This window comes from Bradyrhizobium sp. th-b2 (genome assembly GCF_000426785.1).
GTDB classification, from domain to species: domain Bacteria; phylum Pseudomonadota; class Alphaproteobacteria; order Rhizobiales; family Xanthobacteraceae; genus Bradyrhizobium; species Bradyrhizobium septentrionale.
Genome location: NZ_AUGA01000041.1, coordinates 25,701 through 52,325 on the forward strand (window position 1 = coordinate 25,701; position 26,625 = coordinate 52,325).

The following is a 26,625-nucleotide window of genomic DNA, read 5'->3' on the forward strand; positions in this document are numbered from 1 at the left end:
CGCGCGCATAATGGGCGGATGAAAGTCGTCGAAGGCAACGGCGCCAGCATCCCCGCGATCGGGCTCGGCACGTGGGAATTGCGCGGGCGGGTCTGCGCGCGCATCGTCGAGCAGGCGCTGCGGCTCGGTTATCGCCACATCGACACCGCCCAGATCTATGACAATGAGCGCGAGGTGGGCGAGGGACTGCGCGCCTCCGGCGTCAAGCGCGACGATGTGTTCGTGACCACCAAGGTCTGGACCACGCATTTCATGGCAAAGGATCTCGAACGCTCCGCCAGGGAGAGCCTGGCGCGGCTGCGCCTGACCGAGGTCGACCTGCTGCTGCTGCACTGGCCCAATCCGCATGTGCCGCTGGCCGAGACGCTCGGCGCGCTGGCGCGGGTCAAGCAGGCGGGACTGGCGCGGCATATCGGCGTGTCGAACTTCAGCGTGGCGCTGATCGAGGAGGCCGTGGCGGCGTGCCCCGAGCCGCTCGCCTGCGACCAGTCCGAGTACCATCCCTATCTCGACCAGACCGATGTGATCTCAGCCTGCGCGCGCCATGGCATGGGCTTCGTCGCCTACAGCCCGATCGCGAAGGGGCGGGTCAAGGGCGACCGTGCGCTGGGGCGGATCGGCGACCGCTATCGCAAGACCGCCGCCCAGGTCTGCCTGCGCTGGTTGCTGCAACAGAATGTGTCCGCGATCCCGCGCACCTCGAAGCTCGAGCGGCTCCAGGAAAACATCGGCATCTTCGATTTCGAATTGTCGGATGAAGACATGCGCGAGATTTCGGCAATCGGCAGCGGCAACGCGCGATAGTCGGCGCATTGCGCATGGGCGCGTTGCCCGGCCACCGGGTGACCCGCTGCATCGCCTGACTGGTCTTCGGCCCTGCTTGCAATCTCTGGTTCCAAAATACCTTGACTTCGAAATCCTTTTCCGTTCGCCTTGCTGCGGCCGATCTCTTTTGCCCGATTTTCCCGGCCGACATTTTCAAGGGAGGTTTCGATGAAAATCATAGTCGTTCTCTTGAGTATTCTGTTCGCGGGTGCTGTAACGGCGCCGCTTTTAGTGACTGATGCGGTCGCCCAGCAGAACCCGCCGAAGGCCGGTGCCAAGAAGGCCGGGCAAACGACCGGGCAAGCCAACAACCGGCCCTGCAGGACACGCAACCGCGCGTGCTACTGAGACGTTGCTGCGCGCTGATGATGGGCGGTGGCTCCCCGCCGGAATCCGCCGCCCGAACCAGAATGGGATTGAGGCCGGTCCTGATTGCCCGCTATGGTGCCGGGCAGGGGAGCATCACGACGTGATCGAGTGGGATGAAGTTTCGGCCAAACGCGGATCTGATGGCGTCGGTGTTCGTACACCTGATGCTGCTCGCGCTGATTTTCCTTTATTCGGAGGTCCATCAGTTCGATCCCGTCGCCGCTGACACGGTGCCGGTCGAGATCGTGACGCCGCAGGAGGCGGCCAAGTCCGAGATCAAGACCGAGCCCGAACCGGTGCCGAGCCCGTCGCCGACGCCCGAATTGCAATTGCCGTCGCTCGACAAGCCGATCGACACCGCCAAGCCGGAGCCCTCCGCGCAGACGCCTGCACCTCAGCCGCAACAGAACGCGCCGCAGCCCGCGCAGAAGCAGCCGACGCCACCGGCGCCCAAGCCCAGCCCGTCGCCGCAGCAGACGGCGGCGGCCGTGCCGCCCGCGCCGCCGACGCCTCCACCGATGCCGCAGCAACCGGCTCCGCAGGCATCACCCGCCTATGTGCAGCCCGAACCTGATCTCTCGGTCAAATACAACGTCATGCTCGGGCTGCCGCCCGATATCTCCGTGCAGGCCCCCGCCGACGCGCCGGCCGGCCCCGGACCCGGCAAGGACAATTTCGACGCGGCGGCGACCGAGAAGGCCGACGTCGGCTCCAGCGTAGCAGCCGAATTCCGCCGTCATCTGAAGAGCTGCATGAAGCTGCCGCCGACGCTGAGCAGTGCCGACGACGTCAGGGTCAAGCTCAGGGTGTTCATGAAGCCCGACGGCAAGCTCGCCTCATCGCCCTTGCTGATCGAGGCCAGCGCGTCGGCCAAGGGGCCGCTGTTGCTGAAGAGCGCGACCGATGCGCTGGAGGCCTGCCAGCCCTACGCGATGCTGCCCAGGGATCGCTACGGCGAATGGAAGGTGCTCGACCTCGACTTCACGCCGCGCGACTTCGCGTCGTAGGGCAGGGACGAGCGTCAGCTTCCCATCGCCTGCCAGGCATTCGAGGCGAACTGCCGGCGCCAGATCACGATCACGACGGCGGCGGTGGTGACGAACAGCACCCAGGGGCTGACGAACCAGCCGAGATAGGCGAGCGCGAAGAAGAACGCGCGCTGGCCGCGGTTGAAGTGCCGGCCCGCCGTCTCGAACAGCCGCGTGGTGCGGACCACGTGGGCCTCGGCCTCCGGCGTGTCGCGCTGGCCGGCCGGCGGCATCGCGCCGAACAGGATCGCGACATAGTTGAACAGGCGATAGGCCCAGGCAAATTTGAAGAACGTGTAGATGAAGATCAGGATCAGCCCGATGCACTTGATCTCCCACAGCGCGGGCGAGGGCGAGAGGTTGACCGGCAATGCACCGAGCACCGCGAGCGCGTCGTTGGTGGCGCGCAGCAGCGCCAGCCCGCCGCCGATCGCGATCAGGCTGGTGGAGGCAAAGAACGCGGTGCCGTTCTGCAAGCTGGCCATGATCTGCATATCGACCATCCGCGCCTCGCGGTTGAGCAGATTGCGCACCCAGATCTCGCGATAGACATGCATCCGCGCCGACAGGCTGTCGCGCCCATAGGCGCTGTGCTCCAGTGTGATGGCGTAGACCAGCCATTCCAGCGCGAAGAAGCTGACGGCCAGGATGTCGGCCCAATAGCCGGTCATGGTGCCTTCCTTCGTGAACGCGCGGCTGCCTCCGTCAATGCGCGGCTGCCGCGCCGCGCGGCGTTCCGCGTCATGTACAGGTTGAACGCGTGCAATGCACTATGGCAAAATGCGGTGGCAACAGGATTCTCCGGACATGCTCAAGCTCGTCATCGGCAACAAGAACTATTCGTCATGGTCGATGCGGCCCTGGCTGGCGCTGCGCGCCAACGCCATCCCGTTCGAGGAAGTCTTCATTCCGCTCTACACCGACAACAAGGCCGACAAGGACCGCATCCTGAGCTTCAGCAAGGCCGGCAAGGTGCCGACGCTGATCGACGGCGACGTCGCGGTGTGGGATTCGCTGGCGATCATCGAATATCTCGCCGAAAGATTTCCCGAGTCGAAGCTGTGGCCATCGGATCGCGCCGCGCGCGCGCATGCCCGTGCGATCTCGGCCGAAATGCATTCGGGCTTTGTGCCGCTGCGCAGCGAGTGCGGCATGAACCTGCACCGGCCGATCCGCGCTGTCGCGCTGTCGGACGATGCGCGCGCCAATGTGGCGCGGATCCAGGAGATCTGGGCCGAGTGCCATGCGCGCTACGGCAAAGAGGGCCCGTTCCTGTTCGGGGCCTTCTCCGGGGCGGACGCGATGTACGCCCCCGTAGTGCATCGCTTCCGCACCTATGCAATCCCGGTGAAGGTCGAGGCGCAGCATTATGTCGACGCGATGATGTCGCTGCCGGCGTTCCAGGAATGGACGCGAGACGGCCTTGCCGAGACGCTGCGGATCGATCGATTCGAGGACGCCTGACTGCGTCTTGCGCTTCCGAAATGTGACAGCGGCGGCAAAGATCGCGGCTTGACGCCGCGGGGCCGAAGGCGTCGAATCCGAACGACCGGTTTTGCAAGTCGTGAAAGGACTTAGACCATGGGCATTCTGGATTCCCTGGAGAACTCGCCGGAGCTGAAGGGCATGCTTGGCCAGCTCGGGGCAACGGTGATCCCAGTCGTGCTCGGCGAGGTGATGGGCAATGGCGGGCAGGGCGGATTGTCGGCGATCGTCGCCAAGCTCCAGCAAGCCGGGCTTGGTGAGCAGGTTAAATCCTGGATCGGCACCGGCCAGAACCTGCCGATCACGGCCGAACAGCTTCAGGAGGTGCTCGGCAGCGACACCGTCAGGCAGCTTGCCGCCAAGTTCAACATTCCGGTCGACGAACTGTCCAAGGTGCTGGCCCAGCAACTGCCGACGGCGGTCGACAGCGCGAGCCCCAACGGCAAGCTGCCGCATACCGCCTGAGGGACGGTGGAACCCGGTTTCGGCCGGGTCTGCGGGCAATTTCTGGCTGGCACATAAATTGCTGCCTATCGCCCTGAAAAACCTGCAAAAACCGCACCTTCGCCATGCCCCAATGTTGCTGGATTTTGAGCCCTGCCCTGTGCTAGGTTGCCGCAGGGTTCAAAATGCCGGCCAGAGCTATCGGGACTGTCAGCTCAGCCAGCAATCTCTAAGAAAATGGAGAGGGCGTTGAAGCATAAGTACTCGATTGGCGAGACCGTCTATTTCACGGCCAGCAATGTGGCGCGCCCCGCCGCGAGCGGCACCTACCAGGTGATCCGCCTGCTGCCGACCGATGGTGACGACTGCCAGTATCGAATCAAGAGCTCGACCGAAGCGTTCGAACGGGTGGCCAAGGAGAGTCAGCTCGCGCTGTCCTGACGGAGTTGTGCGCAAGCCGGTGGCTGGAGCGGGTTCCGCGCCGTCGCCGTCAAAAGGCCCTGTTCGCAGACACATTCTGCTGAAGGTCGAGTGCCGGGGTGGCGGCGTTGGCCATCGCCGATTGTGCTTACGCTGCGTTGAGGGACATCGCGCATGAACTGGGCTTGGACTTCGCTGGATCAGGTGTGGCGCTCGCCGACCTTCCCGATGTGGCTGACCTTGGCCGCCGCCGGGTTCTTTGGGGTGGTCGTTCTGGTCACGCTGCTGCGCGCGGAAAAATCCGTCGCCAACGGCGCGCTGACCGTCATCACGCTGCTGTCGATCGCGGTTGCGGTCGCCGCGACGATCCGCGGCTTCGGGCAGGGCGGAACGGCGTCGCCGGCCGAGACACGCACCGCGCAATTGACCGGCCAGACGGTGCCGGCGCTGGCCTGCGTCGACGACCTCGCCGGAGATGCCGTTCTCAATGCCTGCGAGAAGGTGCTGTTCGGCGCATCGGATACCGCGGCGGCGGCAGTCAGCTATGCGGCGGCCCAGGTCTCGCGCCTGACCGCGCTCGGCGACCTCGCCGCGGCGGAGCGCAACTCGACCACCGAGCTGCAGGCACTGCGCCGCGCCATCGAGCATGACCGTTACGGCCTGGTCGCCTACGCGCTGATGGCGCGCGACCACTGCACACCGACCGCGTGCCCCGCGTTCCGCTCGCTCGGCGATAATCATCAGATCATCGCCAACATGAACGAGCGCACCTACGAGAACCTGGTCACGCGCTACGCCTCGTCGTGGAACGCGCCCGCTGGCCAGCCGTCGGCCGCCGGTCTGGTCGCGGCGCTGCCGCAGTCGATTCCCACGGGCAGGCCAACCAACGCCGAGTTCCCGAGCGCGGCGTCGACGCCGCCGGTCAGCATCATGACGCCTGAACCGTCGGCGAAGCCGGGTGCCGCGGCTCCGCCGCCGGCCGCCCGTGCTGCCGCCGCGCCGCCTGCCGCTCCGAAGCGGCCACCGGCGGCGAAGCGCCCGGTCCAGATCGCGCCGGCTGCCGCCGCGCCCGCGCCGGCACCCGCCGCTGCGAGTGCGCCGGCGGCGGCCGAGGGCCAGGAATAAGCGTGACGATGAGCGCGATGACGGCGGCCTCAGCCGTCGCCATTGCACTGTTTCGCGCAGTAAGTCCCGATATCCACCGCCGCGGATAGCGCTCCCTTTTCAAAGCGCGCGCCGGCCGCTACATCCGGCACATGCCGCTTCATCTCATCAAGCTCGCCGTCGGTTGCGACTCCGTCAAGGAACTCAAGGGCTGGGTCGCCGAACGGATGGCGACCGCGAAGAAAAAGGGCCTGCCGCTCCGTCACGTCCACATCACGCGGATGACGCCGAAGCGCGAGGAGGAGCTCCTTGCCGGCGGCTCGCTCTATTGGGTGATCCGCGGCGAGATCGCCGCGCGCGAGAAGATCATCGCCATCGAGCCGTTCCGCGACAAGGACGGCATCGGACGCTGCCGGCTGGTGATGCAGCCCAAGGTGATCGCGGTTTCGCCGCGGCCGATGCGGCCGTTCCAGGGCTGGCGTTATCTGACCGCGGACTCTGCGCCGGCAGATCTCACCAAATCGAGCGCGGCCAGCGTGGCATCGATGCCCGAGCCGATGCGCCGCGAGCTGCGCGACCTCGGATTGCTCTGAACAATCGGATTGCTGTAAGCAATCGGACGGCGGCTGCCGAGGATCACTGCGACTGCGTCACGAGATGCAGCCGGCCCCATTCGGATGCCGGGATTTCGACATAGCGGCCACCCGCTCTGTTGACGGTGACGTCGAGCAGTTCGTGATCGATCCCCATCTCGCCGAGATAGCGCCGGAACTGATCGGTGAAGATCGAGGTCAGGCTTTCGCGGTGCTCGTCCGAGACGTTGGGCGCGAGCCGGTTGGTGATCGCCATTCTGGCGGTCAGGACGACGCGATTGCCGGGCGGCAGGCTGCGATGCACGCCGCCTGCAAGCACCAATACACAGGCAAGCTCGCAGGGGACATCGGAGAGCTTTTCCTTCGCATCCAGCGGGCCGCCAGGGCGTTTCAGTGCAAAACAGTCCGCGTCGGATTTCCCGTTGCAGGCCTCGACCTCGGTCGCCGCGACCGCGGCGTCGATGCCGCGACCGCGCAGGATCCGGCCGAGGCTGGCAGCGACGGTGAGGTCGGACCCCTGTTTGATATTGATCACGACAGGGAGCTTGTGCCCGGCCTGGCGGTCGAGGATCGCCAGCAGCCGCTTGTAGGTGTCCCATTGCACGACGCCCTCGGCGGCGATCCAGTCCGAGCAGCCGGGGCCGCACGAATCGAGTGCGCCATGCGCGACATAGAAGATCATCGCGCCGGGCGACGAATTGACCCCGCCGACTGGCGGCCGGGTCTGAGCCTGCGCCAGGCCGGTGGTCAGCAGCGCGATACCGAGAAGAATGCCTAGCCTGTAAAGATTGTTCATTCCGACCGCCCCTGAAAGGCGCGATCATCCCTGCGTCGCGGCAGGGGAGCAAGCTCAACCCAGCATGGCTACACCGCGATGTTGTCGATCAGGCGCGTGCTGCCGAGCCGTGCCGCCACCAGCATCCGCATCGGGCCTTCCTTCAGCGAACCGATCGGCGCCAGCGAGGCGGCGTGACGAACCTCGAGATAATCGAGCACGAAGCCCGCCTTGGTGATCAGCGCGGCGCCGGCGGCCATCGCGGTTGCGGTGTCCTCGCCGGCACGCAGGCGGCCTGCCGTTTCTTTCATCACCCGATGCAGCTCGGGGGCGGTGCGCCGTTCCTCCGCCGAGAGGTAGACGTTGCGTGAGGACATCGCGAGGCCATCGCGTTCGCGCACCGTTTTGGACCCGATCACCTTGACGCCGAGGTCGAGGTCAACAGCCATCTGGGTGACGACCCGGAGCTGCTGGAAATCCTTCTCGCCGAAGATCGCAACGTCCGGCCGGACCTGGGTGAACAGCTTGCCGACCACGGTGGCCACGCCGCCGAAGAAATGCGGCCGGAAGCGATCCTCGAGTCCGGCGGTGGCCGGACCCTCCGGCACGATCCGGGTGGCGAAGCCGTCCGGATACATCGCCTTCACCTCCGGATGCCAGATCAGGTCGACGCCTTCGGCGGCGAGCTTGGCGACGTCTTCCTTCCAGGTGCGCGGATAGGAGCCGAAATCTTCCGTCGGCGCGAACTGGGTCGGGTTGACGAAGATCGAGACGACGACCCGCTTGGCGCGGCGCTTGGCAAGCCGTACCAGCGACACATGGCCGTCATGGAGGGCTCCCATGGTTGGGACCAACGCGACGGCCGCCTTCTTGGCGCGGAAGGCGTCGACGGCGCGACGAAGGGCAGGGACGGTACGGACGACGGTGGGATTTCTCGGCATCTGGTCTCAACTCGTGGGCGATCGGGGTGGGATGTTTGCGGTTCGGCGGGTGGCGCAGCTTACCAAGTCCGCACCGCTATCGGCAAACCGCCGTGTCGCGACCAGCCTTACCCGATCCCGGACGCGCGTGGATCACGCAGTCATGCCGCCGATCGACGCAGCCATCTTGCCTGATCGATTCATCATTAAGGACGGCTGCAACTGATTTCCTCTCGCGGTGATGCATTTCACTTGACCGCAGCCGTGCGCGATTTGAAGATCATTGCCGGGGTTTGAATCATGTTGGTGCAGGCTAGTCAGGGTCAGTCCGGCTCCGCACATGTCATCGTGCTGGGCAACGAGAAGGGTGGTTCGGGCAAGTCGACCACCGCCCTGCATATCGCGGTCGCGCTCTTGAAGGCCGGACAGCGCGTCGCCAGCATCGATCTTGATTGCCGCCAGCAAAGTTTCACCCGCTACATCAATAATCGCCAGGCCTGGGCGCGGCGCTCCGGGCTCGATCTCGAGCTCCCGGCGCACCACTGCATCAAGTACGGCGAGACGATGCAGATCGAGGAGAACGAGAACGCCGAATTCCTGCAGTTCATGGCGGCGGTGAGCGCCGTGGAACGCGCCCATGATTTCATCGTCATCGATACGCCGGGCTCGGACAGCTACCTGATGCGGCTCGCGCATTCGATGGCCGATACGCTGGTGACGCCGATCAACGACAGCTTCCTCGATTTCGACGTCCTGGGCACCGTCGATGCCGCGACCTACGCGGTCACCGGCGAGAGCCACTATGCCGAGATGGTGCGCGACACCAGACGCAAACGGCGCCAGCTCGACGGCGCCTCGACCGACTGGATCGTGGTGCGCAACCGCCTGTCGATGCTCGGCTCGCGCAACAAGCAGCTGGTCGCCGACGGCCTGAAGCAGCTGTCGCTGCAACTCGGGTTCCGTTCGGTCGACGGCTTTGCCGAGCGGGTGGTCTATCGAGAATTCTTCCCGCGCGGGCTGACGGCGCTCGACGACATCGACGAGGCGACGCTCGGCACCCGCCCGAATCTCGGGCACGTCACCGCGCGCGAGGAGGTGATGGGCCTATTACGCCAGCTCAAGCTGCCGCTCGACGAGCGCGGCCGCCGCCGGGCCGCCAACCGGGCGGAATGGTTCAGCCAGGTCGACAAGCCGCTGGAAGTCCACGACATCATCGGCAGCTAGCGATCGTGAGCAGCAGCGCGTTGATGGCGATCGATCTGGGTTGTCGGGGCGCGGCCGTCGGATTGTCGTTGCTGATCGCCGGCGTGTTGCTGCGCGACCGCAGGGACACGCCGGCGCGCCTGAGCGCCGCCCTGCTGGTCGCCGTCGCGGCATCAGCGATTTCCTCAGCGCCGGGATTTCCGCGGCCATGGCCATATTGGAGCCTGATCCTGGCCGCTCTGTCCAGCAGCGGGGCGGTCCTGCTCTGGCTCTGGGCGCGCGCGACCTTCGATGACGATTTCGTGCTGCGGCCCTGGCATGGTGCCTTGCTGGTCGCCATTCCCGGCGCGCAACTGTTTGACGTCTGGCCCGCAAGAACCGTGCTCAGAGGTGACCTCGATCAACCGCTGTCGTTGGTCTATCTCGGCCTCGCTCTCTTGGCTGCGGCGCAGATACTCCCGACGTGGCGCCTGGACCTGGTGGCGGGACGACGGCGGTTGCGCGCCGTCGTCCTGGTCGGCGCGGTGACCTATAGCCTCGCGGGTTTTTTTCACGGCCTTTGGCCCGCGTTCGGCTCCTCCGTTTGGAGCATCGCCAACGCGGTTGGGCTCTGGGTGCTGCTGAGCCTCAGTGGATGGAGCCTGTTTCAGGCGGCCAGAATGCAGCAGGCATCCGCGTTTCTGCCTACCACGGACAGGGTTCCGGGCGAGACCAGTGCTGTGGCACCTGGAGAGGATAAGCCGTCCGCGGTCGACGCCGAATTGCTGCGCCGGTTGCAGCGGCTGATGACCGTGGAATGCGCCTATCGGCGTGAAGGACTGACCATCGGCGCGCTGGCCGCAGAGCTCGGCGTTCAGGAATACCGGCTGCGGCAGTTGATCAATGAAGGGCTCGGGCACCGCAACTTCAATGCCTTCCTCAATGGCTACCGGATCGATGAAGCCAAGGCGGCCCTGGCCGACCCCGGGCAAAAGCAAGTGCCTGTGCTGACCATCGCCATGGATGCCGGATTCCAGTCGGTCGGCCCGTTCAATCGGGCCTTCAAGGCGGCCACCGACGTGACACCGACTGAATTCAGACGGCTCGCGCTGGCAAAGCACGCGTCCGACCCGCTCGAACCGGATGACGTCCGAGGAATCGGCCAGCCGGACTGAGGTATCGGCCAGCCGAGTGACGCATTGATGCGCTTGTGGCTCGATTCTTATTCCTGACGCGTTTCAGTTCGGCTCCAGCACCGTCATCCGGAACGGCCCGCCATTGGCGGCCGCATGTGCCACAGCGTCGTTGACGTGATCGAGATCGAAGGTCGTCACCTCGAACTGATCGAGTTGCAACAGGCCCGCGCGGACGAGGTTGACGAGCCCGAAGGTGGCCTCCGGCGGATACATCCAGACACCGTGAATGCTGATGCATTCGCGCATGATCCAGGGATAGGGCAGGTCGAGCCCGGGTCCGCCCTGCATGCCGACACCACCCATCAGCACGACCCGTCCGTAAGGGCGCACCGTCATGATCGCGGCGCGGACGGTGGTCGTCGAGACCGACGGCGGCATCAAATCCAGCACGCAGTCGATCGGCCCCGGTGCAGCCTTCCGCATGCGTTGGCGATCGTCGTCTTCGTTGCCGCTGAGCTTGACCGGGCGCACGCGCGGTCCGAACCGCCGGACCAGATCGGCCAGCACCTTCTCGTTACGGCCTGGCGCAACGATGCAGGCGGCGCCCATCGCGAGCGCAACGGCGACGCCGGCGCTGCCGAAATTGCCGGTGGCGCCGCTCACCAGCACCGTCTCTCCCGGCTGCAGCCGCGCCGCCAGCAAGCCGCCATAGGGTACGAGGCAGGTGCCGAGCGCGCACCATGACGGCGCGTCGGCCGCATCGATGCTGCCGATCCGCTTGACGTTCTCGGTCGGCACCAGCGTCTGCTCGGCGAACGAGCCGTGGCGGAAGTGGCGTTGCAGGCGCAGCCCGCCTTCGCCGCGCGCGCTCCAGCCCTGCAGCGTGATGTCGGGCGAGATAGAGTCGTCGCGCGAGCGGAAGGTGGGATCGCAATAGACCCAATCGCCCGCGACGAGATGCGTCGCGTCCGGCCCGACGGCGCGCACCCGGCCGATCGCGCCGGGCCCGGGAACGGCCGGCAGCTCGAGCAGGTAGTTGCGTGCGCCGCTGAACACCTCGTCGGCATAGGACAGCACGCGGGTCGCGTTCACGTCGACGACGACTTCGCCGGTGCCGATGACCGGCGCGGGAATCTCCTCGATCGCGAGCTGCGAACCGAACGACTTCAAGATTGCTGCTTTCATTTGATCTCTTCCTTGTCTCGCACTTGCCTCGCGCTTGGGCTGAGATCGGCATGATCGTGCGGTCCGTTGCAGCGAAGAAGACCTGGTATTATCCTAGGATAATCAGACCCACGCAGAGGGAGCCCGGGATGGCCACCGCACGGCAAAGCGAGCTTGGTGATTTCCTGCGATCGCGGCGAGCGAAGCTGACGCCCAAGCTCGCCGGCGTGCCGGTCGGCCGGCGGCGCCGAACGCCCGGCCTGCGCCGCGAGGAAGTGGCTGAACTCGCCGGCATCGGGGTCGACTGGTACATCCGCCTCGAGCAGGGACGCTCGGTGAGCCCGTCGGCCACCACGATCGACGCGCTGGCGCGGGCGCTGCGGCTGAGCAAGGCCGAGCACGCGCATCTGCGGGCGCTCGCCAAGGACGGCGATCGCCGGCCGTTCGTGGCCGAGATCGTGCCGCCTGCGATCCGCCGCACGGTCGAGAGCCTCAACCAGCCGGCCTATGTCACGGGACGGCGATGGGACGTGCTGGCGTGGAATGCGGCCGCCGAGGACGTCTTTGCCTTCGGCCGCCTGCCTGAAGGCGAGCGCAACACCCTGATCTGCATGCTGACCAATCCCGAGACCCGCCGGCTGTTTGCTGCCGGCTGGGGCGAGGAGGCGCGGCGGATGGTGGCCCAATTCCGCCGGACGCACGACCTCTGGGCCGGAGATCCGGCCTTCCTCGACCTGCTGACGCGGCTGCGCGGGGGCTGCCCGGAATTCGATGCGTGGTGGGGAACCCACGATGTCGGCAGCAGCGTCGCCGGCCGGAAGACGCTCAGCCACCCCAGGCGCGGCCGGCTGCGTTTCGAATACGCCAGTTTCCAGGCCAATGACGATCCCGGCCTGAAACTGGTCATTTACACCGAAATCGGTTGAAATCCGTGGTTTTCCGGTGATTTTTGCCACAGAGTGGCCAAAAAGCCGGAACAAAGCAGCCGAAATCTGGTTTGACTCGGGATGCCATCGTTCCCTTATCCGGCATGCCGGCAGGTGAGGTGCTGCGGTGCCGTCGCGCCAATGCGGTAGAAGCAAATGCACAAACTATAGGTGCAGCGCACAACGTTATGGCGTCGAAGCCACAATATTTGGACTTCCTGTCACGGCGCTGTGACATATATTCTAAAAAAGGAGGCCGAAGAGCTTCCGGCGAAAATCAGCCCTGTAAGGCGGGCGCCTTGAGGACGTCATGAAGCGTGGAATTTCCGTTCTGCTTTCGCTCTGCGTGGTGGTCACTGCGGCTTACTTCACCGCGAGCAAGTGGGCGATCCGTCACGAAACTCTCATGTTCAAGGATCCGACGCGCGATGAGCGGCCGGTCGCAGTCGACGTTGCCGTGCGCTTCGACAAGGAGATGCAGGCCGACGCTGGCATGATCAAGTTGCCGGTTGCGATCCTCAATCATGGCAATACCGTCAAATTCACCGAATATTCCTTCCTCGCGAACGTGTTCGCAGCGCGCGGCTATCTGACCATCAGCATTCAGAACGACCTGCCGTCGGACGGACCGATGGTGACCAAGGTCGGCGAGATCTATGTCGGCCGCTTGCCGCAATATCAGCGCGGCATCACCAACATCAAATTCGCGATCGAGGAGATGAAGAAGCGTCACCCGAACGCCGATTACAGCAAGCTGACGATGGTCGGCCATTCCAATGGCGGCGACATCGCGATGTATTTCGCCAAGCAGTATCCCGACGAAATCAAGAAGGTGGTGACGCTGGACAATCTGCGCGTGCCGTTCATGACCGACGGCAGGTTCAAGATTTTGTCGTTCCGTTCCCACGACTCGCAGTTCAAGCCTGATCCCGGCGTCGTTCCCGATGCGGAGGAGTGCGAGAAGGCCGGCATCACCGTTGTGAACACCAACTTCCAGCACAACGACATGCGCGACACCGGGCCCGAGAAGGCCAAGGACTCGATCCAGGCGATGCTCGATAAATTCCTTGCCGATACCGACAGCGATGTCGCGGCGGTCGACACAAGGAATGCGCCGCCGAAGATTCTGGAGCCCGGTCCCGTCTCGCTCTACGTGCCGATCGAGAAGCGTCAGACCTTCACCGACAAGGTCAAGAAGTCGCTCTCGCTGACCAAGACCGAGACGAAGAAGGACCCGTCGATCACCAATTGACGGCGCCGCCCGGGATCCCATCCGGGCAGAGGGGCCCGCGATCTTGATCGATCCGCTACGTTGACCAATCCCATGGCGCGGCCCACATAGTGTTTGCTGCACGAGGCAAGCGCTGATGGCCGGCAAGACAATCAAACCGACATCCGGAAGCGATGTACGCCCGGCCGACACTCCGGACGTGCCGTCGTCGACCGCGAACGACATCGCCGCGTTCGTGGCGAAGGCGCGGGCGATGTCGCCGCATCGCGCCGGCGCACGCGGCCGGTTGGTGTTCGCGCTCGACGCCACGATGAGCCGGCAGCCGACCTGGGACATGGCATGCACGCTGCAAGCCGACATGTTCCGCGAGGCCGGCTCGCTCGGCAGCCTCGATATTCGCCTGGTGTACTACCGCGGCTTCAATGAATGCCGTGCCACCGGCTGGATCTCCGACAGCGCGCAGCTCGCGCGGCTGATGACCAAGATCGATTGCCAGGGCGGCAATACCCAGATCGGCAAGGTCTTGTCGGAGACGCGCCGCGAAGCGGTCGGATCAGGCGTGCGCGCGCTGGTGTTCGTGGGCGACGCGATGGAGGAGAGCGTCGACGACCTCTGCACCAAGGCTGGCGAGCTCGGCCTGCTCAAGGTACCGGTCTTCATGTTCCAGGAAGGTCACGACGCGGCTGCCGAGCACGCGTTCCGCGAGATCGCGCGGCTGACCGGCGGCGCATGGTGCAGGTTCGATCCCGGCGCAGCCGCGCAGCTCCGCGAGCTGCTGCGCGCCGCCGCGGCCTATGCCGCGGGTGGCCGCGAGGCGCTATTGCAGCTGGCCAAGACCGCAAGCGGAGCGGCGAAGCTGATCGGCCAGATGAAGTAGGGGGTGCGCCGCGTCAGGCCCCGCCTGACGTCACGGTCTTTGCAATTGCGCCGAGCAACGCCGACATGGCGGCGGTCACTGCCTGGGTCGTCTCCGCAACGCCGTGCCGTTCGGCGAGCCAGGCCGGATCGTTGTAGGAGAGCCAGGTGTCGCCGCCGGTGTCCTGCCAGACCAGCGCCTTGAGCGGCAGATCGATCCCGATCGTTTGTGTGGCCTGCATCAGCGGGGTGCCGCCCTTCGCATTGCCGAACACGAAGAGCTCGGTGGGGCGGAGCGCGAGACCGGCGCCGACGGCGCCCGCGGCGTGATCGATTTGCGCAAACAGGGTCAGCCCGAGCGTCTCGAGTTCGGACTTGAGCCGATCGGCCGTTTGCTTCGGCCCGACATTGCTGCGAAGGCTGATCAGTCCGTCAATCGCCATCGACTGTCCTCCGGTGCGGTCGGCGCAAGCTACTCAATGGCGGGGGCCGGCGCCACGCGGTTGCGCTTCACGCTCCGGTGAGACGAAGCTTCGCATGCTTTTTGTCGCCGGGCCGCCTATATTCTGCGCATGCCAACCCTGATCGCCGGCGTCGTCGCAATTGTCGTCCTGTATTCCGCGCTGCAGATGTTTCGTGCGGCCAATCCCGCCGTGCTTGCGCGCGCGATCAAGATCGGAGGCGGGGTGCTAGCGCTCGCCGTTGCCGCCTTTACCGGCGTGCGGGGCGAATTGGCGGTGGCGATTCCGCTCGGCATCTTCGGCGCCGGACTGCTCGGCTGGTCGCCGTTCGGCAACACCGGTTTCCCCAATTTCGGCGGCATGTTCGGTGGTTCGCGTAGTGCGGGGCAGAGCTCGCGGGTGCGCTCGCAATATCTCGACATGAGCCTCGATCACGGCAGCGGTGTGCTCAGCGGCCAGATCGTGGCCGGACCGCAGGCCGGCCGCACGCTCGACGAGTTCGACCTGTCGCAGCTCCTGGCGATGGTCCCGAGCTTCGACGCCGAGAGCGTCGCGCTACTTGAAAGCTATCTGGACCGCCGCTTTCCCGCCTGGCGTCAGGACGCGCAGGGCCACCGGGCAGGGGGGCAGGGCCGTGCGGCGGCGAGCGGCAAAATGACCGAGGAGGAGGCCTATCAGATCCTTGGCCTGCAGCCGGGCGCGTCGCGTGACGACATCAGCCGGGCTCACCGCACCTTGATGAAGAAACTCCATCCCGACCAAGGGGGCTCGACGTACCTCGCGGCCCGTGTGAACGAGGCCAAGGACACTCTGCTTCGCACGCATCTCTAACTCCGGCTACGCCAACAACGCCACAGCCGAGAGCTGCCTTCCGTCTCTGATCGACGCCCTGTCTGGCCCGCCGCTGTCCGGCGTGACCGATCTTCTTTCGGGAAAACTTAACCGTAAAAGCTTGACGAGAAGTTTCATGATTGCGCCGCGCGCTGACGGCCCGGCTTTTCTTGTGGCGGCATGCAAAGCAAAAGGCCGGCGCTTTTGGCGCCGGCCCTTTGAGATCAGCAGTCAAAAGCGTTTTCGAGCGAAATGGATACCGGTTCGCGTGAAGAAAACGCGTCAAAACAAAGAAGCGAGAGTTTCGGTTCTGATTCAATCAGAACCGAAACTTCGGCGTCGATCAGTTGCGAACGGTGATGCAGGAAATCTCGGCGCGCTTCAGCGTCTTGCAAGCCGCTTCGGCCTGGTCACGCTCGAGACCGGCAAAGCGGGCGCGGTAAAGCTTGCGATTGTCCTTGGCGACGACCTCGGTGAACGGATCCGCCTTGCTGAGCAGGCCGCGGGCCGAGCTGCGCGCGAGGTCGATACGCTTGTTGGCCTCGCCCTCGGTCTCCAGCGCACCAACCTGGATGATCCAGCCGGTGTGCGCGGCGCTCGGCTTGGCGGCGCTGGTCTGCGGCGCGGCCTGCAGGCTGCGGGTGGGCTGCTCGATCGACGCCACGGCCTGAGGCGCCGGCGGGGCGGGCGCACGCACGGCCGAAGCCGGCAGCACGCCGAGGATGCCGTTGCCGGTGCCGAAATTGGCCGGCTGCGGCGGCATCTCCGGTCTCGAGGTCTCGGCGGCGCGCGCCATCATCGCATTGGAGGTCTCGGGGATCTCGCCGCGCGACAGGATCGTGCTGGTGATCGGGGGCGCGGCCTGCGCCGGGCCGGCAGCGGCGAGCTTGATCTGGCCGGCCTTGACCTGGACGGTCTTCACCTTGACCGGCTTCATCGGTTCAGCCGAGCCCGGGATCGCGGCGATCGGCTGGGTCTGGATCACGCCTGAGGTCAGAGGCGCCGGCTCGGGCTTGGCCTGTGGCTCCGGCTTTGCCGGGGGCGGCGGCAGGGCGGCGGCTGCGGCCGCCATCAGGGAGGGCTTGGCCGGGCGCGGCGCCGGCATCGGGGCAGGCGCGGCGGGCTCGGCCGCTGCGACCGGCGTGGTCTCCGCCGAAGCGCGCGCATCGTCCGCATCGGCGACCTCGACATTGGCGTCGGCCGGATTGCGTTCGGTGATCGCGGCGGCCGTGCGGGTGGTCGCACCCTTGCCGATATTCTCGGCCAGCAGGTTGCGCATGATGGCGTCGCGGGAACCGCCGCTGCGGCCGCCGAGCACCACGCCGACCAGGAAGCGATTGCCGCGGTGGATCGAGGTCACGAGGTTGAAGCCGGAGGCGCGGGTGTAGCCGGTCTTGATGCCGTCGACGCCCTCAACGCTGCCGAGCAGGCGATTGTGACCGGTGATGGTGTGGCCGCGGAAATTGAAAGCCGTCGTCGAGAAGTAGCGATAGTAGCGCGGGAAGCGGTCCTGGATCGCGCGGCCGAGCGTCGACTGATCGCGCGCAGTGGTGATCTGCTCGTCGTTCGGCAGGCCCGAGGCGTTGCGATAGGTGGTCCGGCTCATGCCGAGCGCGCGGGCCTTGCGGGTCATCATGCGGGCGAAATCGTCTTCGCTGCCGCCGATCGCCTCGGCGATCACGACTGCGGCGTCATTGGCGGAACGGGTGACCAGGCCCTTGATGGCGTCTTCGACCCTGATGGTCTGGCCGGGCCGCAGGCCGAGCTTGGTCGGGTCCTGTTCGGAGGCGTGCTCCGACACCGGCATCTCGGTGTCGAGCTTCATCTTTCCGGAATCGAGGCGCTCGAACAGCAGATAGAGCGTCATGATCTTGGTGAGCGAGGCGGGATGGCGCAGGCCATCGGGACTGTTTGATGTCAGCACCGAGCCGGTGTTGCCGTCGACAATGATCGTCGCGAATTGCGGGCTGTAGCTTTCGCGCGCGGGCTCGCTGTTGTGGTGCCGTGCGTAGTGGCGCCGGTGCCGGCGCGCCTCCGCGCTATCACTGGTGATCAGGATCGCCGTCGTGACGGTAACGAGCCCAAGAACGCCAACTCGCAGCGCCCGCGAGGAGGCCAAGGTTGTTCGAAGCATCTACTTCCCCGTCCCAATTTCTATCTAGATCACTGGCTCGTGAGGCGAAATTGTGCCCGGCGGCCATCGATCCTTGCCTGCGCAACCAACCACTTCGGGCAGAACCCATTCGCCGCGGTGGCCGCTCAGGTCGCTCTTCTAGCTAAGGTGTTGTTCACAAACAGCTTTCGGAGCCGTCTGTTGGAAGGCGAACAAGAGCCCGGGAATCAGGTTAGGCGGACCGAGTTTCCAAAAGATTAAGCAACCGTTGCGCAGTTGCCCGGGGTTTAGCGCAAATGCTGAAGATTCGGGCTGTCTGATTGTGCGTTGCACAATATTTGTTGACTTTATTGTGCGATGCGATATTCCTATTGCCGTCAGGGGGCCGGGAGCTTCCCGGCATGGGAATTTGCGCGTTCAAGTCTGGGAAAAGGACATTCTATCCATGGTCAAGATCGAAGACATTCAGAGCTACGGCAAAGAGCATATGGAGTCGGTTACCGCCTCCGCGAATAACCTGCAGAGCGGCGTCCAGGCCATTGCCACCGCCTATGGCGACTATGCCAAGAAGTCCTTTGAAGACACCAAGTCGTTCGTCGAGAAGCTGTCGGGCGTGAAGTCGCTGGACAAGGCGCTCGAGGCGCAGACCGAGTACCTGCGCTCGTCCTACGAGACCTTCGTCGCGGAATCGCAGAAGATCGCCGGCCTGTACAGCGACTGCGCCAAGCAGACCTTCAAGCCCTATGAGGGCCTGGTCTCCAAGTTCACGCCGGCTGCTCAGTAAGCCTCACAGATAAAGACAAACGAAAAGCCCGGCCGTTGCGGCCGGGCTTTTTTGTTGTGCGTGAAGCGGGCGGTTACTTCGCCAGCCGCAGCTTGCTCAGCGCCGTTCCGATCGAGTTGAACGCCGTCACGATCTGGGTGGAGCTGGTCAGCATGTAGAATTTGTCGGCGCTGCTCGCACAGTTCTGCAAGACGGTCGAGGTCGGATCGGCGGGCGTGCCGGTGTTCACCTGGATTGTGTAGATGGTGTACATCGGCCGGCCGCCGCTATCCGTCGCGGCCTTCAGATTCTGGCACATCAGCGCCTGCCTTGCGTCGATCGGATTGCCGGAAGCCTGCGAGCTGCCGTCGCCGTAGTCGGGCCAGCGGTCCTCGGTGTTCAGACCGTCGGACAAGAGAATGATGACCCGGTTGTAGGTCGTATTGGAATCCTCCGCCGGTGCGTTCAGCGGACCGCCCACCAGCAGCGACTGCCAGGCCCAGGCCAGTCCGACCGCCTGGTTGGTGCCGCCGGTCGGCTGCATGGCGTTGACCGCATTCTTGAGCGTAGTCCAGCTGTAGCTTAGCGGAATGATCGCCTCGAGCGGCGTCGAAACGCTGGTGTTGCAGTAGTAAGTGCTGTTCTCATAGTACTCGTTGGCCGGGAACAACGTGGTGACGTCGGACGACGCCGGCAGCACGCCGGTCGCATCGTTCGGCTGGGTGCGGTCGGCGACGCAGCCCGTCCAGTTGCTGATCGGATTGGTGGACGCCTGCCGCCAGTCGTTCTGCACGGTGGGTGTCTGGGTGGTCGCGGTCCATTTGTTGTTGGTCCATCCGACAACGGCGCTGACGCGGGGCTGGCCCAGATTGTCGGTCGTGTCGTTGGGGCCTGGCTGCGTCCAGTTGTGGGTATAGATATAGCCGGAGCACGACTTGACGCCGCCGCTGGTCGCGCAACTGCAGCCGGAGACGGCGTTGCCCGTGGAATCCGTTGGGCAGGCGCAGGACGACGACCCCGTGCAGAATACCTGCGCGGTGGTGCCGACCTGTGTGCTTACCCAGCAGCCATTGTAGCGCGTGTGCGAGTTGGCATCGACGCTCGGGCAGATGTAGCCGGAATAGGTCCCGCTCGAGGGGATGTAGTTCGTGGTCGACGTGCTGGTCGGGTTCTTGACGCAGCTGAAGCCGCCGCTGCTGGTGGTCCAGGGGCATTTCGCACCCGGTCCGACCGCATGCCAGTTCATCGGCAGGCTTGCCTGCATGGTGCCGTTGGCGGGCTGCGTGGTCGGCGGATTGAGCCAGTCGGTCCAGTCGATCCAGCTCTGGCCGGAATTGCTGGTGCCGACGTTGACGACCTTGGCGAACGGAATGACGGAGATGTAGACGTCGCCGTTGCTCTTGCTCAGCGCGCTGAGCTGGTCGATCAGTCCGCCGGTTGCGGCCACCGCGTTGCGCAGCGCGGTAATCTTGCCGTCGTCCTTCATCGATCCCGTGTTGTCGAGGGCGAGCGCGACGCGCATCTTGACGTTGCCCCAGGTGGTGGTCGTCGAGCTGCTGAAATTCATGGTCGGGAAACCGGCAAGCTGCATGAAATCGGATTTGATGAAGCCGGATCCGTTCAGCAGAATGGTCGCCGCCGTGCTGGCGGTCGGGGTCGTATAGGTCGCCGAGACGGCAATGCCCTGGCCGTCCTTGTTGGTATAAAGGCCGGCGAAATAGGTCTGCGCCTTGCTCGGGATCTGGGCGGCCGTGATGCTGCCCATGGTCAGATCCTTGGACAGCATCAGTGCGGTCGAATCGAGCGCTGCCTGCATCGACGAGCGGGCGGTGTTGGCGCGGGTGTAGTCGATCGCGGCACCCACGAAGGCGATCAGCGGCAGGATTGCGAGGGTGAAGATCACCGCGACATTGCCGTCAGTTGCCCCGGAAAACCGGCGGGCAGCCGAGCGGAAGCGATTGAAAATGGCTGAACCAAGCATGGGGCTCTCGTCAAAATGGATTGCTGGGCCATCTCTACGCGCGCGGCTAAACAGATGGTGAATCGGGCTGGGGAAACCCGGCAGCCGGCCCTGCGGAAGGCTCAAAATCGGGGCAAAAGCGTTCGCTATCCTCAATGGCGTCTAAATTGGCTGCCCGAGTCCTTTGTCAAATCAGGCAGAAATGATTAACCTTCCGAGGGTTGCCGCGCCGGGAATCGGACCGGTGGGCCGCTGCGGTTCTGCGCTTGCGGCAGGGCGTCGCGAGGCCCATATTCGGGAGGTCGATCCGGCCGCCGGATCGAACCGGAAGCGGCAATCTGGAAAGCATTGCTGGGGGTTCCGCGATCCGTCTTGCGGCCATCGCGACCACCTTCCAATCGCCAACCGGTTTCCCTTGGGGAATTCGAACGCCTGAGCCATGTTGCGACTTACGTCTACAGCCCTGATCTCCGAGCCGGTTTCGTCCATGCCGGCGGTCGCCGCCGCGCACGCGCCGACAATGAGCAATGACGACAACCGCAACGGCGCGGGCACCGGCCCGTCGACCTCGGTCATCACCAAGGTCAAGCCGAAGACCAAGCGCCCGAACCTGTATCGTGTCCTGATCCTGAACGACGACTACACGCCGATGGAGTTCGTCGTTCACGTGCTGGAACGATTCTTCAACAAGGACGCCGAGGCGGCGACCAAGATCATGCTGCATGTTCACCATCACGGGATCGGTGAGTGCGGCGTGTTTACCTATGAGATCGCCGAGACCAAGGTGACGCAGGTCATGGACTTCGCGCGCAAGCATCAGCATCCACTGCAATGTGTGATGGAAAAGAAGTAGTTCGCTGGAACGATTGACCCGCCGCGGGCCGCGGAACGGGTCTTGCATCGCGTTTTATGACGCAACCGCGCGTCCCGTATGATCACGGGCGTGGACCGCATGCGACGTTCCGGTGCCTGCAATTTAGAGGAAAACCATCGTGTTGGGGCCGGTCTTTCGCCACGATCCGTCGTAACTATATCAATGGCGATCACGAAGGTTGTTATTGCCTGACCCGGTAATGGCGATCATGATGGCCGGGGGCCATAGAGGACGCGAATGCCTACTTTTTCTCAAAGCCTTGAACAATCCTTGCATCGTGCATTGGCGATCGCGAACGAGCGTCACCATCAATACGCGACGCTCGAACATCTGCTGCTGTCGCTGATCGATGACTCGGATGCGGCGGCGGTGATGCGGGCCTGCAGCGTCGATCTCGACAAGCTCAGGACCAGCCTCGTCAATTATCTCGAGACCGAATTCGAGAACCTGGTGACCGACGGCGCCGACGATGCGAAGCCGACGGCCGGGTTCCAGCGCGTGATCCAGCGCGCGGTGATTCACGTCCAGTCGTCCGGTCGCGAGGAAGTGACCGGCGCCAATGTGCTGATCGCGATCTTCGCCGAGCGCGAGAGCCATGCTGCGTACTTCCTGCAGGAGCAGGACATGACGCGCTACGACGCCGTCAACTACATCAGCCACGGCATCGCCAAGCGGCCCGGCGTCTCCGAGGCGCGGCCGGTGCGCGGCGTCGACGAGGAAACCGAGACCAAGGGCAACGAGGACGCCAAGAAAAAGGGCGAGGCGCTCGATACCTATTGCGTCAACCTCAACAAGAAGGCGCGTGACGGCAAGATCGATCCGGTGATCGGCCGCAATGCCGAGATCAACCGTGCGATCCAGGTGCTGTGCCGCCGCCAGAAGAACAACCCGCTGTTCGTCGGCGAAGCCGGCGTTGGCAAGACGGCGATCGCCGAAGGCCTCGCCAAGCGCATCGTCGACAGCGATGTGCCGGAAGTGCTGGCGGCCGCGACCGTGTTCTCGCTCGACATGGGCACGCTGCTGGCCGGCACCCGCTACCGCGGCGATTTCGAGGAGCGGCTCAAGCAGGTCCTGAAAGAGCTGGAGGCGCACCCGAACGCCATCCTGTTCATCGACGAGATCCACACCGTGATCGGCGCCGGCGCCACCTCCGGCGGCGCGATGGACGCGTCCAACCTGCTGAAGCCGGCGCTGGCCTCGGGCACGATCCGCTGCATGGGCTCGACCACCTACAAGGAATACCGTCAGCACTTCGAGAAGGACCGCGCGCTGGTGCGGCGCTTCCAGAAGATCGACGTCAACGAGCCGACGGTGGAAGACGCGATCGCGATCCTCAAGGGCCTGAAACCCTATTTCGAGGATTACCATCGGCTGAAATACACCAATGAGGCGATCGAGGCGGCCGTCCAGCTGTCGTCGCGCTACATCCACGACCGCAAGCTGCCCGACAAGGCGATCGACGTGATCGACGAGTCCGGCGCGGCGCAGATGCTGGTCGCCGAGAGCAAGCGCAAGAAGACGATCGGCATCAAGGAGATCGAGACCACGATCGCGACCATGGCGCGGATCCCGCCGAAGAGCGTGTCGAAGGACGATGCCGAGGTGCTGAAGCATCTCGAGCAGACGCTGAAGCGCACGGTGTTCGGCCAGGACAAGGCGATTGAGGCGCTGGCTGCGTCGATCAAGCTGTCGCGGGCCGGCCTGCGCGAGCCGGAAAAGCCGATCGGCTCGTATCTGTTCTCGGGCCCCACCGGCGTCGGCAAGACCGAGGTCGCAAAGCAGCTGGCAGCCTCGCTTGGCGTCGAGCTGTTGCGTTTCGACATGTCCGAATACATGGAGCGGCACACCGTGTCGCGCCTGATCGGCGCGCCTCCCGGCTATGTCGGGTTCGACCAGGGCGGCCTGCTCACCGACGGCGTCGACCAGCATCCGCATTGCGTGGTGCTGCTCGACGAGATCGAGAAGGCGCATCCGGATCTGTACAACGTGCTGCTGCAGATCATGGACCATGGCCGGCTCACCGACCACAACGGCAAGCAGGTCAACTTCCGCAACGTGATCCTGATCATGACCACGAATGCGGGAGCGGCCGACCTCGCGCGGCAGGCCTTCGGCTTCACCCGCTCGAAGCGGGAAGGCGACGACCACGAGGCGATCAACCGCCAGTTCGCGCCGGAATTCCGCAACCGGCTGGATGCGATCGTCTCCTTCGCGCACCTCAATGCCGACGTGATCGGCATGGTGGTCGAGAAGTTCGTGCTGCAGCTCGAGGCGCAACTCGCCGACCGCGACGTCACGATCGAGCTGTCCGAGCCCGCCAAGGCATGGCTGATCGAGCACGGCTATGACGAGCAGATGGGCGCGCGTCCGATGGCGCGCATCATCCAGGAGCACATCAAGAAGCCCCTCGCGGATGAGGTGCTGTTCGGCCAGCTCAAGGGCGGCGGACATGTCCGCGTCGTCCTGGTCAAGGACGAGGCGACCGACAAGGACAAGATCGGCTTCGAATATGTCGAGGGCCCTGTCACGCCGAAGCCGGAAAATCTGCCGCCGCGCAAGCGCAAGCCGCCGAAGGGCGGTCCCAACAACGGCGGCGGAGGCGGCACCAAGGGGCCGGCCTCGAAGGGGCCGATGGTCAAGGCCTGAGGCGCCAGCGAACGATTAAATGAAAGGGCCGGCTAACAGCCGGCCTTTTTGTTCGCGGCGATGGAGGGCGCGCGGCGTCACTCGCCCTTTAGGCGCTGGCCCTCATGGACTCGCACTTGGTCGGCGCCGCGGCTGCCGACGGATGACAGCCGCAGCGTGCTGAGCACTGCACCGACCAGCGCAAAGCCGACGCCGACCATGAGCGAGAGCCTTGTGCCGTCGGCCGGATAGCGCGCCAGCAGCAACGCCACCAGGGCGGCGCCGATGGTCTGTCCGAGCAGGCGCGCGGTGCCGAGCATGCCGCTGGCGCCGCCCGAGCGCTCGCGCGGGGCGGCGGCGATCATGGTGCGGTTGTTGGGGGTCTGGAACAGGCCGAAGCCGGCGCCGGCGAGCGCCATGCGCCAGATCACGTCGATCGGCGTCGCGTGGGCCGGCATGAATGCCAGCGTGCCCAATCCCAATGCGAACAGCAGTAGGCCGATGCCGCCGAGCAGGCCGGCTGGATAGCGCTCGACCAGCCAGCCGGCGAGCGGCGCGGCGAATGCGACCGCGATCGGCCAGGGCGTGATCAGGAGGCCGATCTGCACCGCGGAATATCCGAAATGGTTCTCGAGGTAGAAGGGCATCGCGACAAAGGCCAGCATCTGGCCGCAGAACGAGGCGATCGAGGTGCCGATCGACAGCGCGAAGATCGGGATCCGCAACAGGTCGACCGGCAGCAGCGGCGAGGGCAGATGCTGCTGCCGCCGGTACAGCAAATGCGAGGCGACCGCGGCTATGGCGAACTCCAGGGCGCAGAGATACAGCGCCTCGCCATGGCCGGCGCTGTCGATCGCGCTGATGCCAAATCCGAATGCGATGGCGCTCATCGCAGCGCTTTGCCAGTCGAAGGCGTGCACGGCGGGCATGGTATGCGGCAGAAAGCGCCAGCCCAGGGCCAGCGTGATGATGCCGAGCGGGACGTTGATGGCGAACAGATAGGGCCAGGTCCCGATCGCCAGGATGAACGAGGCGATGGTCGGGCCGACCGCGGCCGAGATCGCGACGACCAGCGCGTTGACGCCGATGCCGCGGCCGAGCAGCGAATGCGGATAGATAAAGCGGACCAGCGCGGTGTTGACGCTGAGGATTCCGGCGGCGCCAAATCCCTGCAGGATGCGGGCAACCGTCAGCAGCGGCAGCGTGTGCGACAGCGCGCAGAACAGCGAGGCCAGCGTGAACAGCACGAGCCCCGCCAGATAGACCCGGCGATAGCCGATGATCTCGCCGAGCGAGGCCAGCGGCAGCAGCGAGATCGTGATCGCCAATTGGTAGCCGTTGACGATCCAGATCGAGAATGCGGGGCTGGCGTCGAGATCCCGGGCGATGGTCGGCAGCGCCACGTTGGCGATCGAGCCGTCGACGACGGCCATCACGAGGCCGAGCGCGATCGTGAGAATGGCCCAATTGCGCTGCGGCTGCGGCAGCCCGTCGGGATGCTCAATGATCGCGGACGACATGTCGTGAAGTTGCTCTCGGTTCCAGCATCGGCGGGCTTACCGGATGCTGGATTAGCCTGACCTTTGCAACCCCCGAAATGGCAGACGCCGGCAGCGATCGAAACGAGGCCGGCGAGCCGCGCGTGGACGCCTTAGCCCTGACCGAGCAACTCCTTGATGCGACGTTGCAGCTGCCGCTTCTTGATCTCGCTGCGGCGGACCCGCTCGTCGAGATCGCTGACCGGCGTGTCCGAGGTCATGATCCGGAAGGCGAGGCCGACCTTGTTGGCCTGGCGCCAGATCAGGCGCGCGAGGAACGAGCGGCCCTTGCGCGCAATGCTCAGATTCATCTCTTCGGGCAGCCGCGTGGCGTCGCCGAATTCGACGCAGGCGCCACCTTCGCTGATGTTGCGGACGACACAATCCATCGTCGAGCCGCGCTCATTGATCTCCGCAACCGCACCGTAAAGTACCTTGTCGCGTGGGCTCTGGCGCCGGTCCTGCATGGGAAATACTCCAAATGAACGGCAGGAATGTACCGCTCCGCCAAAGCGAAAAGAAGGGTACCAACGGAACCCGTTGCAGTTAGTGTAAATTGTTTGCATGTGTGAAGGTCCGGATTCCCGGCTATTTTGCGCCGCAAAGGACCCGGAAGTCAGTTCGGCAGCCGGCTGTGCCGCCAATCGCGCGGCGACAGGCCGTAATGGTCGCGGAACACGCGGCCGAAATGCGAGAGATCGTTAAAGCCCCAGGCGAACGCGATCTCGCCGATATGGCGATGGGCGTGCGCCGGCGAGGCGAGGTCGCGCCTGCAGCGCTCCAGCCGCTGCGCCAGCACGAAGCGCTGGAACGAGGTGTCCTCGTCGGCGAGCAGGCTGTTGACATAGCGCGGCGAGATGCCGAGCGCGGCGGCGGTCTCGGTGAGGCCGAGATCGGGGTTTTGCAGGTGCGCGAGCACATGCGCCTTCAGCCGGTAGAGCAGCGCCGAGCGGTGCGTCGAGGCCTGTAGCGCCGCGCCGCCGAGCCGTTCGCTTATCGCCAT

General features: G+C 65.0%; 27 protein-coding genes. 17 read left to right on the forward strand and 10 right to left on the reverse strand.

Going from position 1 to position 26,625, the window contains the following annotated elements:
• The first annotated feature begins 18 nt into the window (after positions 1-18).
• From K359_RS0133735 to K359_RS0133745, 3 genes are all read left to right on the forward strand, one after another.
• On the forward strand, positions 19-804 hold the full coding sequence (locus tag K359_RS0133735; protein ID WP_029083269.1) for an aldo/keto reductase: 786 nt from the start codon (positions 19-21) through the stop codon (positions 802-804).
• Between the two features lie 189 nt (positions 805-993).
• Positions 994-1,173 carry a hypothetical protein gene (locus K359_RS0133740; RefSeq protein WP_029083270.1) on the forward strand — a complete coding sequence of 60 codons (180 nt, stop codon included), beginning with the start codon at positions 994-996 and terminating at the stop codon, positions 1,171-1,173.
• A gap of 134 nt (positions 1,174-1,307) precedes the next feature.
• Positions 1,308-2,201 (forward strand): hypothetical protein, encoded by an 894-nt coding sequence (locus K359_RS0133745; RefSeq protein WP_029083271.1) that lies wholly within the window; start codon positions 1,308-1,310, stop codon positions 2,199-2,201.
• A 14-nt stretch (positions 2,202-2,215) separates the two neighbouring features.
• Here the strand turns inward: K359_RS0133745 and K359_RS0133750 are convergent, their stop codons facing one another.
• Positions 2,216-2,893, reverse strand: a complete 678-nt coding sequence (locus tag K359_RS0133750) for a DUF599 domain-containing protein (RefSeq protein WP_029083272.1) — start codon at positions 2,891-2,893, stop codon at positions 2,216-2,218.
• Positions 2,894-3,029: 136 nt separating this feature from the next.
• Between K359_RS0133750 and K359_RS0133755 the strand changes: the two genes are divergently transcribed.
• The 5 genes from K359_RS0133755 to K359_RS0133775 all read left to right on the forward strand — a co-directional run bounded on the left by K359_RS0133755 (position 3,030) and on the right by K359_RS0133775 (position 6,268).
• On the forward strand, positions 3,030-3,686 hold the full coding sequence (locus K359_RS0133755; protein ID WP_029083273.1) for a glutathione S-transferase family protein: 657 nt from the start codon (positions 3,030-3,032) through the stop codon (positions 3,684-3,686).
• 117 nt (positions 3,687-3,803) lie between these two features.
• Positions 3,804-4,172: a YidB family protein gene (locus K359_RS0133760; protein ID WP_029083274.1), complete on the forward strand. Its 369-nt coding sequence runs from the start codon at positions 3,804-3,806 to the stop codon at positions 4,170-4,172.
• 216 nt (positions 4,173-4,388) lie between these two features.
• Positions 4,389-4,592, forward strand: coding sequence for a hypothetical protein (locus K359_RS0133765; RefSeq protein ID WP_018272021.1), 204 nt, complete (start codon positions 4,389-4,391; stop codon positions 4,590-4,592).
• Positions 4,593-4,745: 153 nt separating this feature from the next.
• Complete coding sequence (locus K359_RS0133770) at positions 4,746-5,696, forward strand: hypothetical protein (RefSeq protein ID WP_029083275.1); 951 nt, start codon at positions 4,746-4,748, stop codon at positions 5,694-5,696.
• Positions 5,697-5,827: 131 nt separating this feature from the next.
• Positions 5,828-6,268 (forward strand): DUF1489 family protein, encoded by a 441-nt coding sequence (locus tag K359_RS0133775; protein ID WP_024581318.1) that lies wholly within the window; start codon positions 5,828-5,830, stop codon positions 6,266-6,268.
• Positions 6,269-6,311: 43 nt separating this feature from the next.
• Here the strand turns inward: K359_RS0133775 and K359_RS0133780 are convergent, their stop codons facing one another.
• Both K359_RS0133780 and panC read right to left on the reverse strand, forming a co-directional pair.
• On the reverse strand, positions 6,312-7,064 hold the full coding sequence (locus K359_RS0133780; protein ID WP_084518593.1) for a hypothetical protein: 753 nt from the start codon (positions 7,062-7,064) through the stop codon (positions 6,312-6,314).
• Between the two features lie 68 nt (positions 7,065-7,132).
• On the reverse strand, positions 7,133-7,984 hold the full coding sequence (gene panC / locus K359_RS0133785; RefSeq protein ID WP_029083277.1) for a pantoate--beta-alanine ligase: 852 nt from the start codon (positions 7,982-7,984) through the stop codon (positions 7,133-7,135).
• A gap of 279 nt (positions 7,985-8,263) precedes the next feature.
• Between panC and K359_RS0133790 the strand changes: the two genes are divergently transcribed.
• Both K359_RS0133790 and K359_RS53720 read left to right on the forward strand, forming a co-directional pair.
• On the forward strand, positions 8,264-9,187 hold the full coding sequence (locus tag K359_RS0133790; protein ID WP_029083278.1) for a division plane positioning ATPase MipZ: 924 nt from the start codon (positions 8,264-8,266) through the stop codon (positions 9,185-9,187).
• A 23-nt stretch (positions 9,188-9,210) separates the two neighbouring features.
• Complete coding sequence (locus K359_RS53720; RefSeq protein ID WP_035977590.1) at positions 9,211-10,320, forward strand: AraC family transcriptional regulator; 1,110 nt, start codon at positions 9,211-9,213, stop codon at positions 10,318-10,320.
• 63 nt (positions 10,321-10,383) lie between these two features.
• Here the strand turns inward: K359_RS53720 and K359_RS0133800 are convergent, their stop codons facing one another.
• Positions 10,384-11,466 carry a zinc-binding alcohol dehydrogenase family protein gene (locus K359_RS0133800; RefSeq protein WP_029083279.1) on the reverse strand — a complete coding sequence of 361 codons (1,083 nt, stop codon included), beginning with the start codon at positions 11,464-11,466 and terminating at the stop codon, positions 10,384-10,386.
• A gap of 128 nt (positions 11,467-11,594) precedes the next feature.
• Between K359_RS0133800 and K359_RS0133805 the strand changes: the two genes are divergently transcribed.
• From K359_RS0133805 to K359_RS0133815, 3 genes are all read left to right on the forward strand, one after another.
• A complete protein-coding gene (locus tag K359_RS0133805; RefSeq protein ID WP_029083280.1) occupies positions 11,595-12,371 on the forward strand; it encodes a helix-turn-helix transcriptional regulator in 777 nt (258 codons plus the stop codon).
• A gap of 310 nt (positions 12,372-12,681) precedes the next feature.
• Complete coding sequence (locus K359_RS53725) at positions 12,682-13,623, forward strand: S9 family peptidase (RefSeq protein ID WP_051346556.1); 942 nt, start codon at positions 12,682-12,684, stop codon at positions 13,621-13,623.
• 115 nt (positions 13,624-13,738) lie between these two features.
• On the forward strand, positions 13,739-14,479 hold the full coding sequence (locus K359_RS0133815) for a hypothetical protein (RefSeq protein ID WP_029083281.1): 741 nt from the start codon (positions 13,739-13,741) through the stop codon (positions 14,477-14,479).
• Positions 14,480-14,492: 13 nt separating this feature from the next.
• Here K359_RS0133815 and K359_RS0133820 read toward each other — a convergent pair whose 3' ends face one another.
• The gene (locus K359_RS0133820) at positions 14,493-14,900 is read right to left on the reverse strand and encodes a DUF302 domain-containing protein (RefSeq protein ID WP_029083282.1); all 408 of its coding nucleotides are present in this window, start codon (positions 14,898-14,900) and stop codon (positions 14,493-14,495) included.
• Between the two features lie 129 nt (positions 14,901-15,029).
• Between K359_RS0133820 and K359_RS0133825 the strand changes: the two genes are divergently transcribed.
• Positions 15,030-15,749, forward strand: coding sequence for a DnaJ domain-containing protein (locus K359_RS0133825; RefSeq protein WP_029083283.1), 720 nt, complete (start codon positions 15,030-15,032; stop codon positions 15,747-15,749).
• 343 nt (positions 15,750-16,092) lie between these two features.
• Here the strand turns inward: K359_RS0133825 and K359_RS0133830 are convergent, their stop codons facing one another.
• Positions 16,093-17,883 (reverse strand): D-alanyl-D-alanine carboxypeptidase, encoded by a 1,791-nt coding sequence (locus tag K359_RS0133830; RefSeq protein ID WP_029083284.1) that lies wholly within the window; start codon positions 17,881-17,883, stop codon positions 16,093-16,095.
• Between the two features lie 424 nt (positions 17,884-18,307).
• On the opposite strand from K359_RS0133830, the gene K359_RS0133835 reads away from it, so the two are divergent.
• Entirely contained in the window at positions 18,308-18,646 is a 339-nt protein-coding gene (locus K359_RS0133835; RefSeq protein ID WP_029083285.1) for a phasin family protein, read from the forward strand.
• Between the two features lie 73 nt (positions 18,647-18,719).
• On the opposite strand, the gene K359_RS0133840 is transcribed toward K359_RS0133835, so the two are convergent.
• Complete coding sequence (locus K359_RS0133840; RefSeq protein WP_029083286.1) at positions 18,720-20,606, reverse strand: pilus assembly protein; 1,887 nt, start codon at positions 20,604-20,606, stop codon at positions 18,720-18,722.
• A 499-nt stretch (positions 20,607-21,105) separates the two neighbouring features.
• Here K359_RS0133840 and clpS point away from each other — a divergent pair, with 499 nt between their 5' ends.
• Positions 21,106-21,438 carry an ATP-dependent Clp protease adapter ClpS gene (clpS, locus tag K359_RS0133845; RefSeq protein WP_029083287.1) on the forward strand — a complete coding sequence of 111 codons (333 nt, stop codon included), beginning with the start codon at positions 21,106-21,108 and terminating at the stop codon, positions 21,436-21,438.
• Between the two features lie 258 nt (positions 21,439-21,696).
• On the forward strand, positions 21,697-24,105 hold the full coding sequence (gene clpA / locus K359_RS0133850) for an ATP-dependent Clp protease ATP-binding subunit ClpA (RefSeq protein ID WP_029083288.1): 2,409 nt from the start codon (positions 21,697-21,699) through the stop codon (positions 24,103-24,105).
• 77 nt (positions 24,106-24,182) lie between these two features.
• Here clpA and K359_RS53730 read toward each other — a convergent pair whose 3' ends face one another.
• The 3 genes from K359_RS53730 to K359_RS66310 form a co-directional block, all read right to left on the reverse strand.
• Positions 24,183-25,604 (reverse strand): MFS transporter, encoded by a 1,422-nt coding sequence (locus tag K359_RS53730; RefSeq protein ID WP_051346557.1) that lies wholly within the window; start codon positions 25,602-25,604, stop codon positions 24,183-24,185.
• 131 nt (positions 25,605-25,735) lie between these two features.
• On the reverse strand, positions 25,736-26,089 hold the full coding sequence (locus tag K359_RS0133860) for a PilZ domain-containing protein (RefSeq protein ID WP_029083289.1): 354 nt from the start codon (positions 26,087-26,089) through the stop codon (positions 25,736-25,738).
• Positions 26,090-26,238: 149 nt separating this feature from the next.
• Entirely contained in the window at positions 26,239-26,625 is a 387-nt protein-coding gene (locus K359_RS66310; protein ID WP_371261217.1) for a helix-turn-helix domain-containing protein, read from the reverse strand.

What these genes read in the sequence shown, in the direction of transcription:
- K359_RS0133820 (WP_029083282.1), bottom strand. Translation starts at nt 14,900, where the DNA reads ATGGCGATTGACGGACTGATCAGCCTTCGCAGCAATGTCGGGCCGAAG.
- K359_RS0133840 (WP_029083286.1), bottom strand. Translation starts at nt 20,606, where the DNA reads ATGCTTGGTTCAGCCATTTTCAATCGCTTCCGCTCGGCTGCCCGCCGG.
- K359_RS0133755 (WP_029083273.1), top strand. Translation starts at nt 3,030, where the DNA reads ATGCTCAAGCTCGTCATCGGCAACAAGAACTATTCGTCATGGTCGATG.
- K359_RS0133735 (WP_029083269.1), top strand. Translation starts at nt 19, where the DNA reads ATGAAAGTCGTCGAAGGCAACGGCGCCAGCATCCCCGCGATCGGGCTC.
- K359_RS0133765 (WP_018272021.1), top strand. Translation starts at nt 4,389, where the DNA reads ATGGAGAGGGCGTTGAAGCATAAGTACTCGATTGGCGAGACCGTCTAT.
- K359_RS0133780 (WP_084518593.1), bottom strand. Translation starts at nt 7,064, where the DNA reads ATGAACAATCTTTACAGGCTAGGCATTCTTCTCGGTATCGCGCTGCTG.
- K359_RS53725 (WP_051346556.1), top strand. Translation starts at nt 12,682, where the DNA reads ATGAAGCGTGGAATTTCCGTTCTGCTTTCGCTCTGCGTGGTGGTCACT.
- K359_RS0133790 (WP_029083278.1), top strand. Translation starts at nt 8,264, where the DNA reads ATGTTGGTGCAGGCTAGTCAGGGTCAGTCCGGCTCCGCACATGTCATC.
- K359_RS0133835 (WP_029083285.1), top strand. Translation starts at nt 18,308, where the DNA reads ATGGTCAAGATCGAAGACATTCAGAGCTACGGCAAAGAGCATATGGAG.
- K359_RS53730 (WP_051346557.1), bottom strand. Translation starts at nt 25,604, where the DNA reads ATGTCGTCCGCGATCATTGAGCATCCCGACGGGCTGCCGCAGCCGCAG.
- K359_RS0133770 (WP_029083275.1), top strand. Translation starts at nt 4,746, where the DNA reads ATGAACTGGGCTTGGACTTCGCTGGATCAGGTGTGGCGCTCGCCGACC.
- K359_RS0133740 (WP_029083270.1), top strand. Translation starts at nt 994, where the DNA reads ATGAAAATCATAGTCGTTCTCTTGAGTATTCTGTTCGCGGGTGCTGTA.
- clpS (WP_029083287.1), top strand. Translation starts at nt 21,106, where the DNA reads ATGAGCAATGACGACAACCGCAACGGCGCGGGCACCGGCCCGTCGACC.
- K359_RS53720 (WP_035977590.1), top strand. Translation starts at nt 9,211, where the DNA reads ATGGCGATCGATCTGGGTTGTCGGGGCGCGGCCGTCGGATTGTCGTTG.
- K359_RS0133830 (WP_029083284.1), bottom strand. Translation starts at nt 17,883, where the DNA reads ATGCTTCGAACAACCTTGGCCTCCTCGCGGGCGCTGCGAGTTGGCGTT.
- K359_RS0133825 (WP_029083283.1), top strand. Translation starts at nt 15,030, where the DNA reads ATGCCAACCCTGATCGCCGGCGTCGTCGCAATTGTCGTCCTGTATTCC.
- K359_RS0133750 (WP_029083272.1), bottom strand. Translation starts at nt 2,893, where the DNA reads ATGACCGGCTATTGGGCCGACATCCTGGCCGTCAGCTTCTTCGCGCTG.
- K359_RS0133760 (WP_029083274.1), top strand. Translation starts at nt 3,804, where the DNA reads ATGGGCATTCTGGATTCCCTGGAGAACTCGCCGGAGCTGAAGGGCATG.
- K359_RS66310 (WP_371261217.1), bottom strand. Translation starts at nt 26,625, where the DNA reads ATGGCGATAAGCGAACGGCTCGGCGGCGCGGCGCTACAGGCCTCGACG.
- clpA (WP_029083288.1), top strand. Translation starts at nt 21,697, where the DNA reads ATGCCTACTTTTTCTCAAAGCCTTGAACAATCCTTGCATCGTGCATTG.
- K359_RS0133815 (WP_029083281.1), top strand. Translation starts at nt 13,739, where the DNA reads ATGGCCGGCAAGACAATCAAACCGACATCCGGAAGCGATGTACGCCCG.
- K359_RS0133800 (WP_029083279.1), bottom strand. Translation starts at nt 11,466, where the DNA reads ATGAAAGCAGCAATCTTGAAGTCGTTCGGTTCGCAGCTCGCGATCGAG.
- K359_RS0133775 (WP_024581318.1), top strand. Translation starts at nt 5,828, where the DNA reads ATGCCGCTTCATCTCATCAAGCTCGCCGTCGGTTGCGACTCCGTCAAG.
- panC (WP_029083277.1), bottom strand. Translation starts at nt 7,984, where the DNA reads ATGCCGAGAAATCCCACCGTCGTCCGTACCGTCCCTGCCCTTCGTCGC.
- K359_RS0133745 (WP_029083271.1), top strand. Translation starts at nt 1,308, where the DNA reads ATGAAGTTTCGGCCAAACGCGGATCTGATGGCGTCGGTGTTCGTACAC.
- K359_RS0133805 (WP_029083280.1), top strand. Translation starts at nt 11,595, where the DNA reads ATGGCCACCGCACGGCAAAGCGAGCTTGGTGATTTCCTGCGATCGCGG.
- K359_RS0133860 (WP_029083289.1), bottom strand. Translation starts at nt 26,089, where the DNA reads ATGCAGGACCGGCGCCAGAGCCCACGCGACAAGGTACTTTACGGTGCG.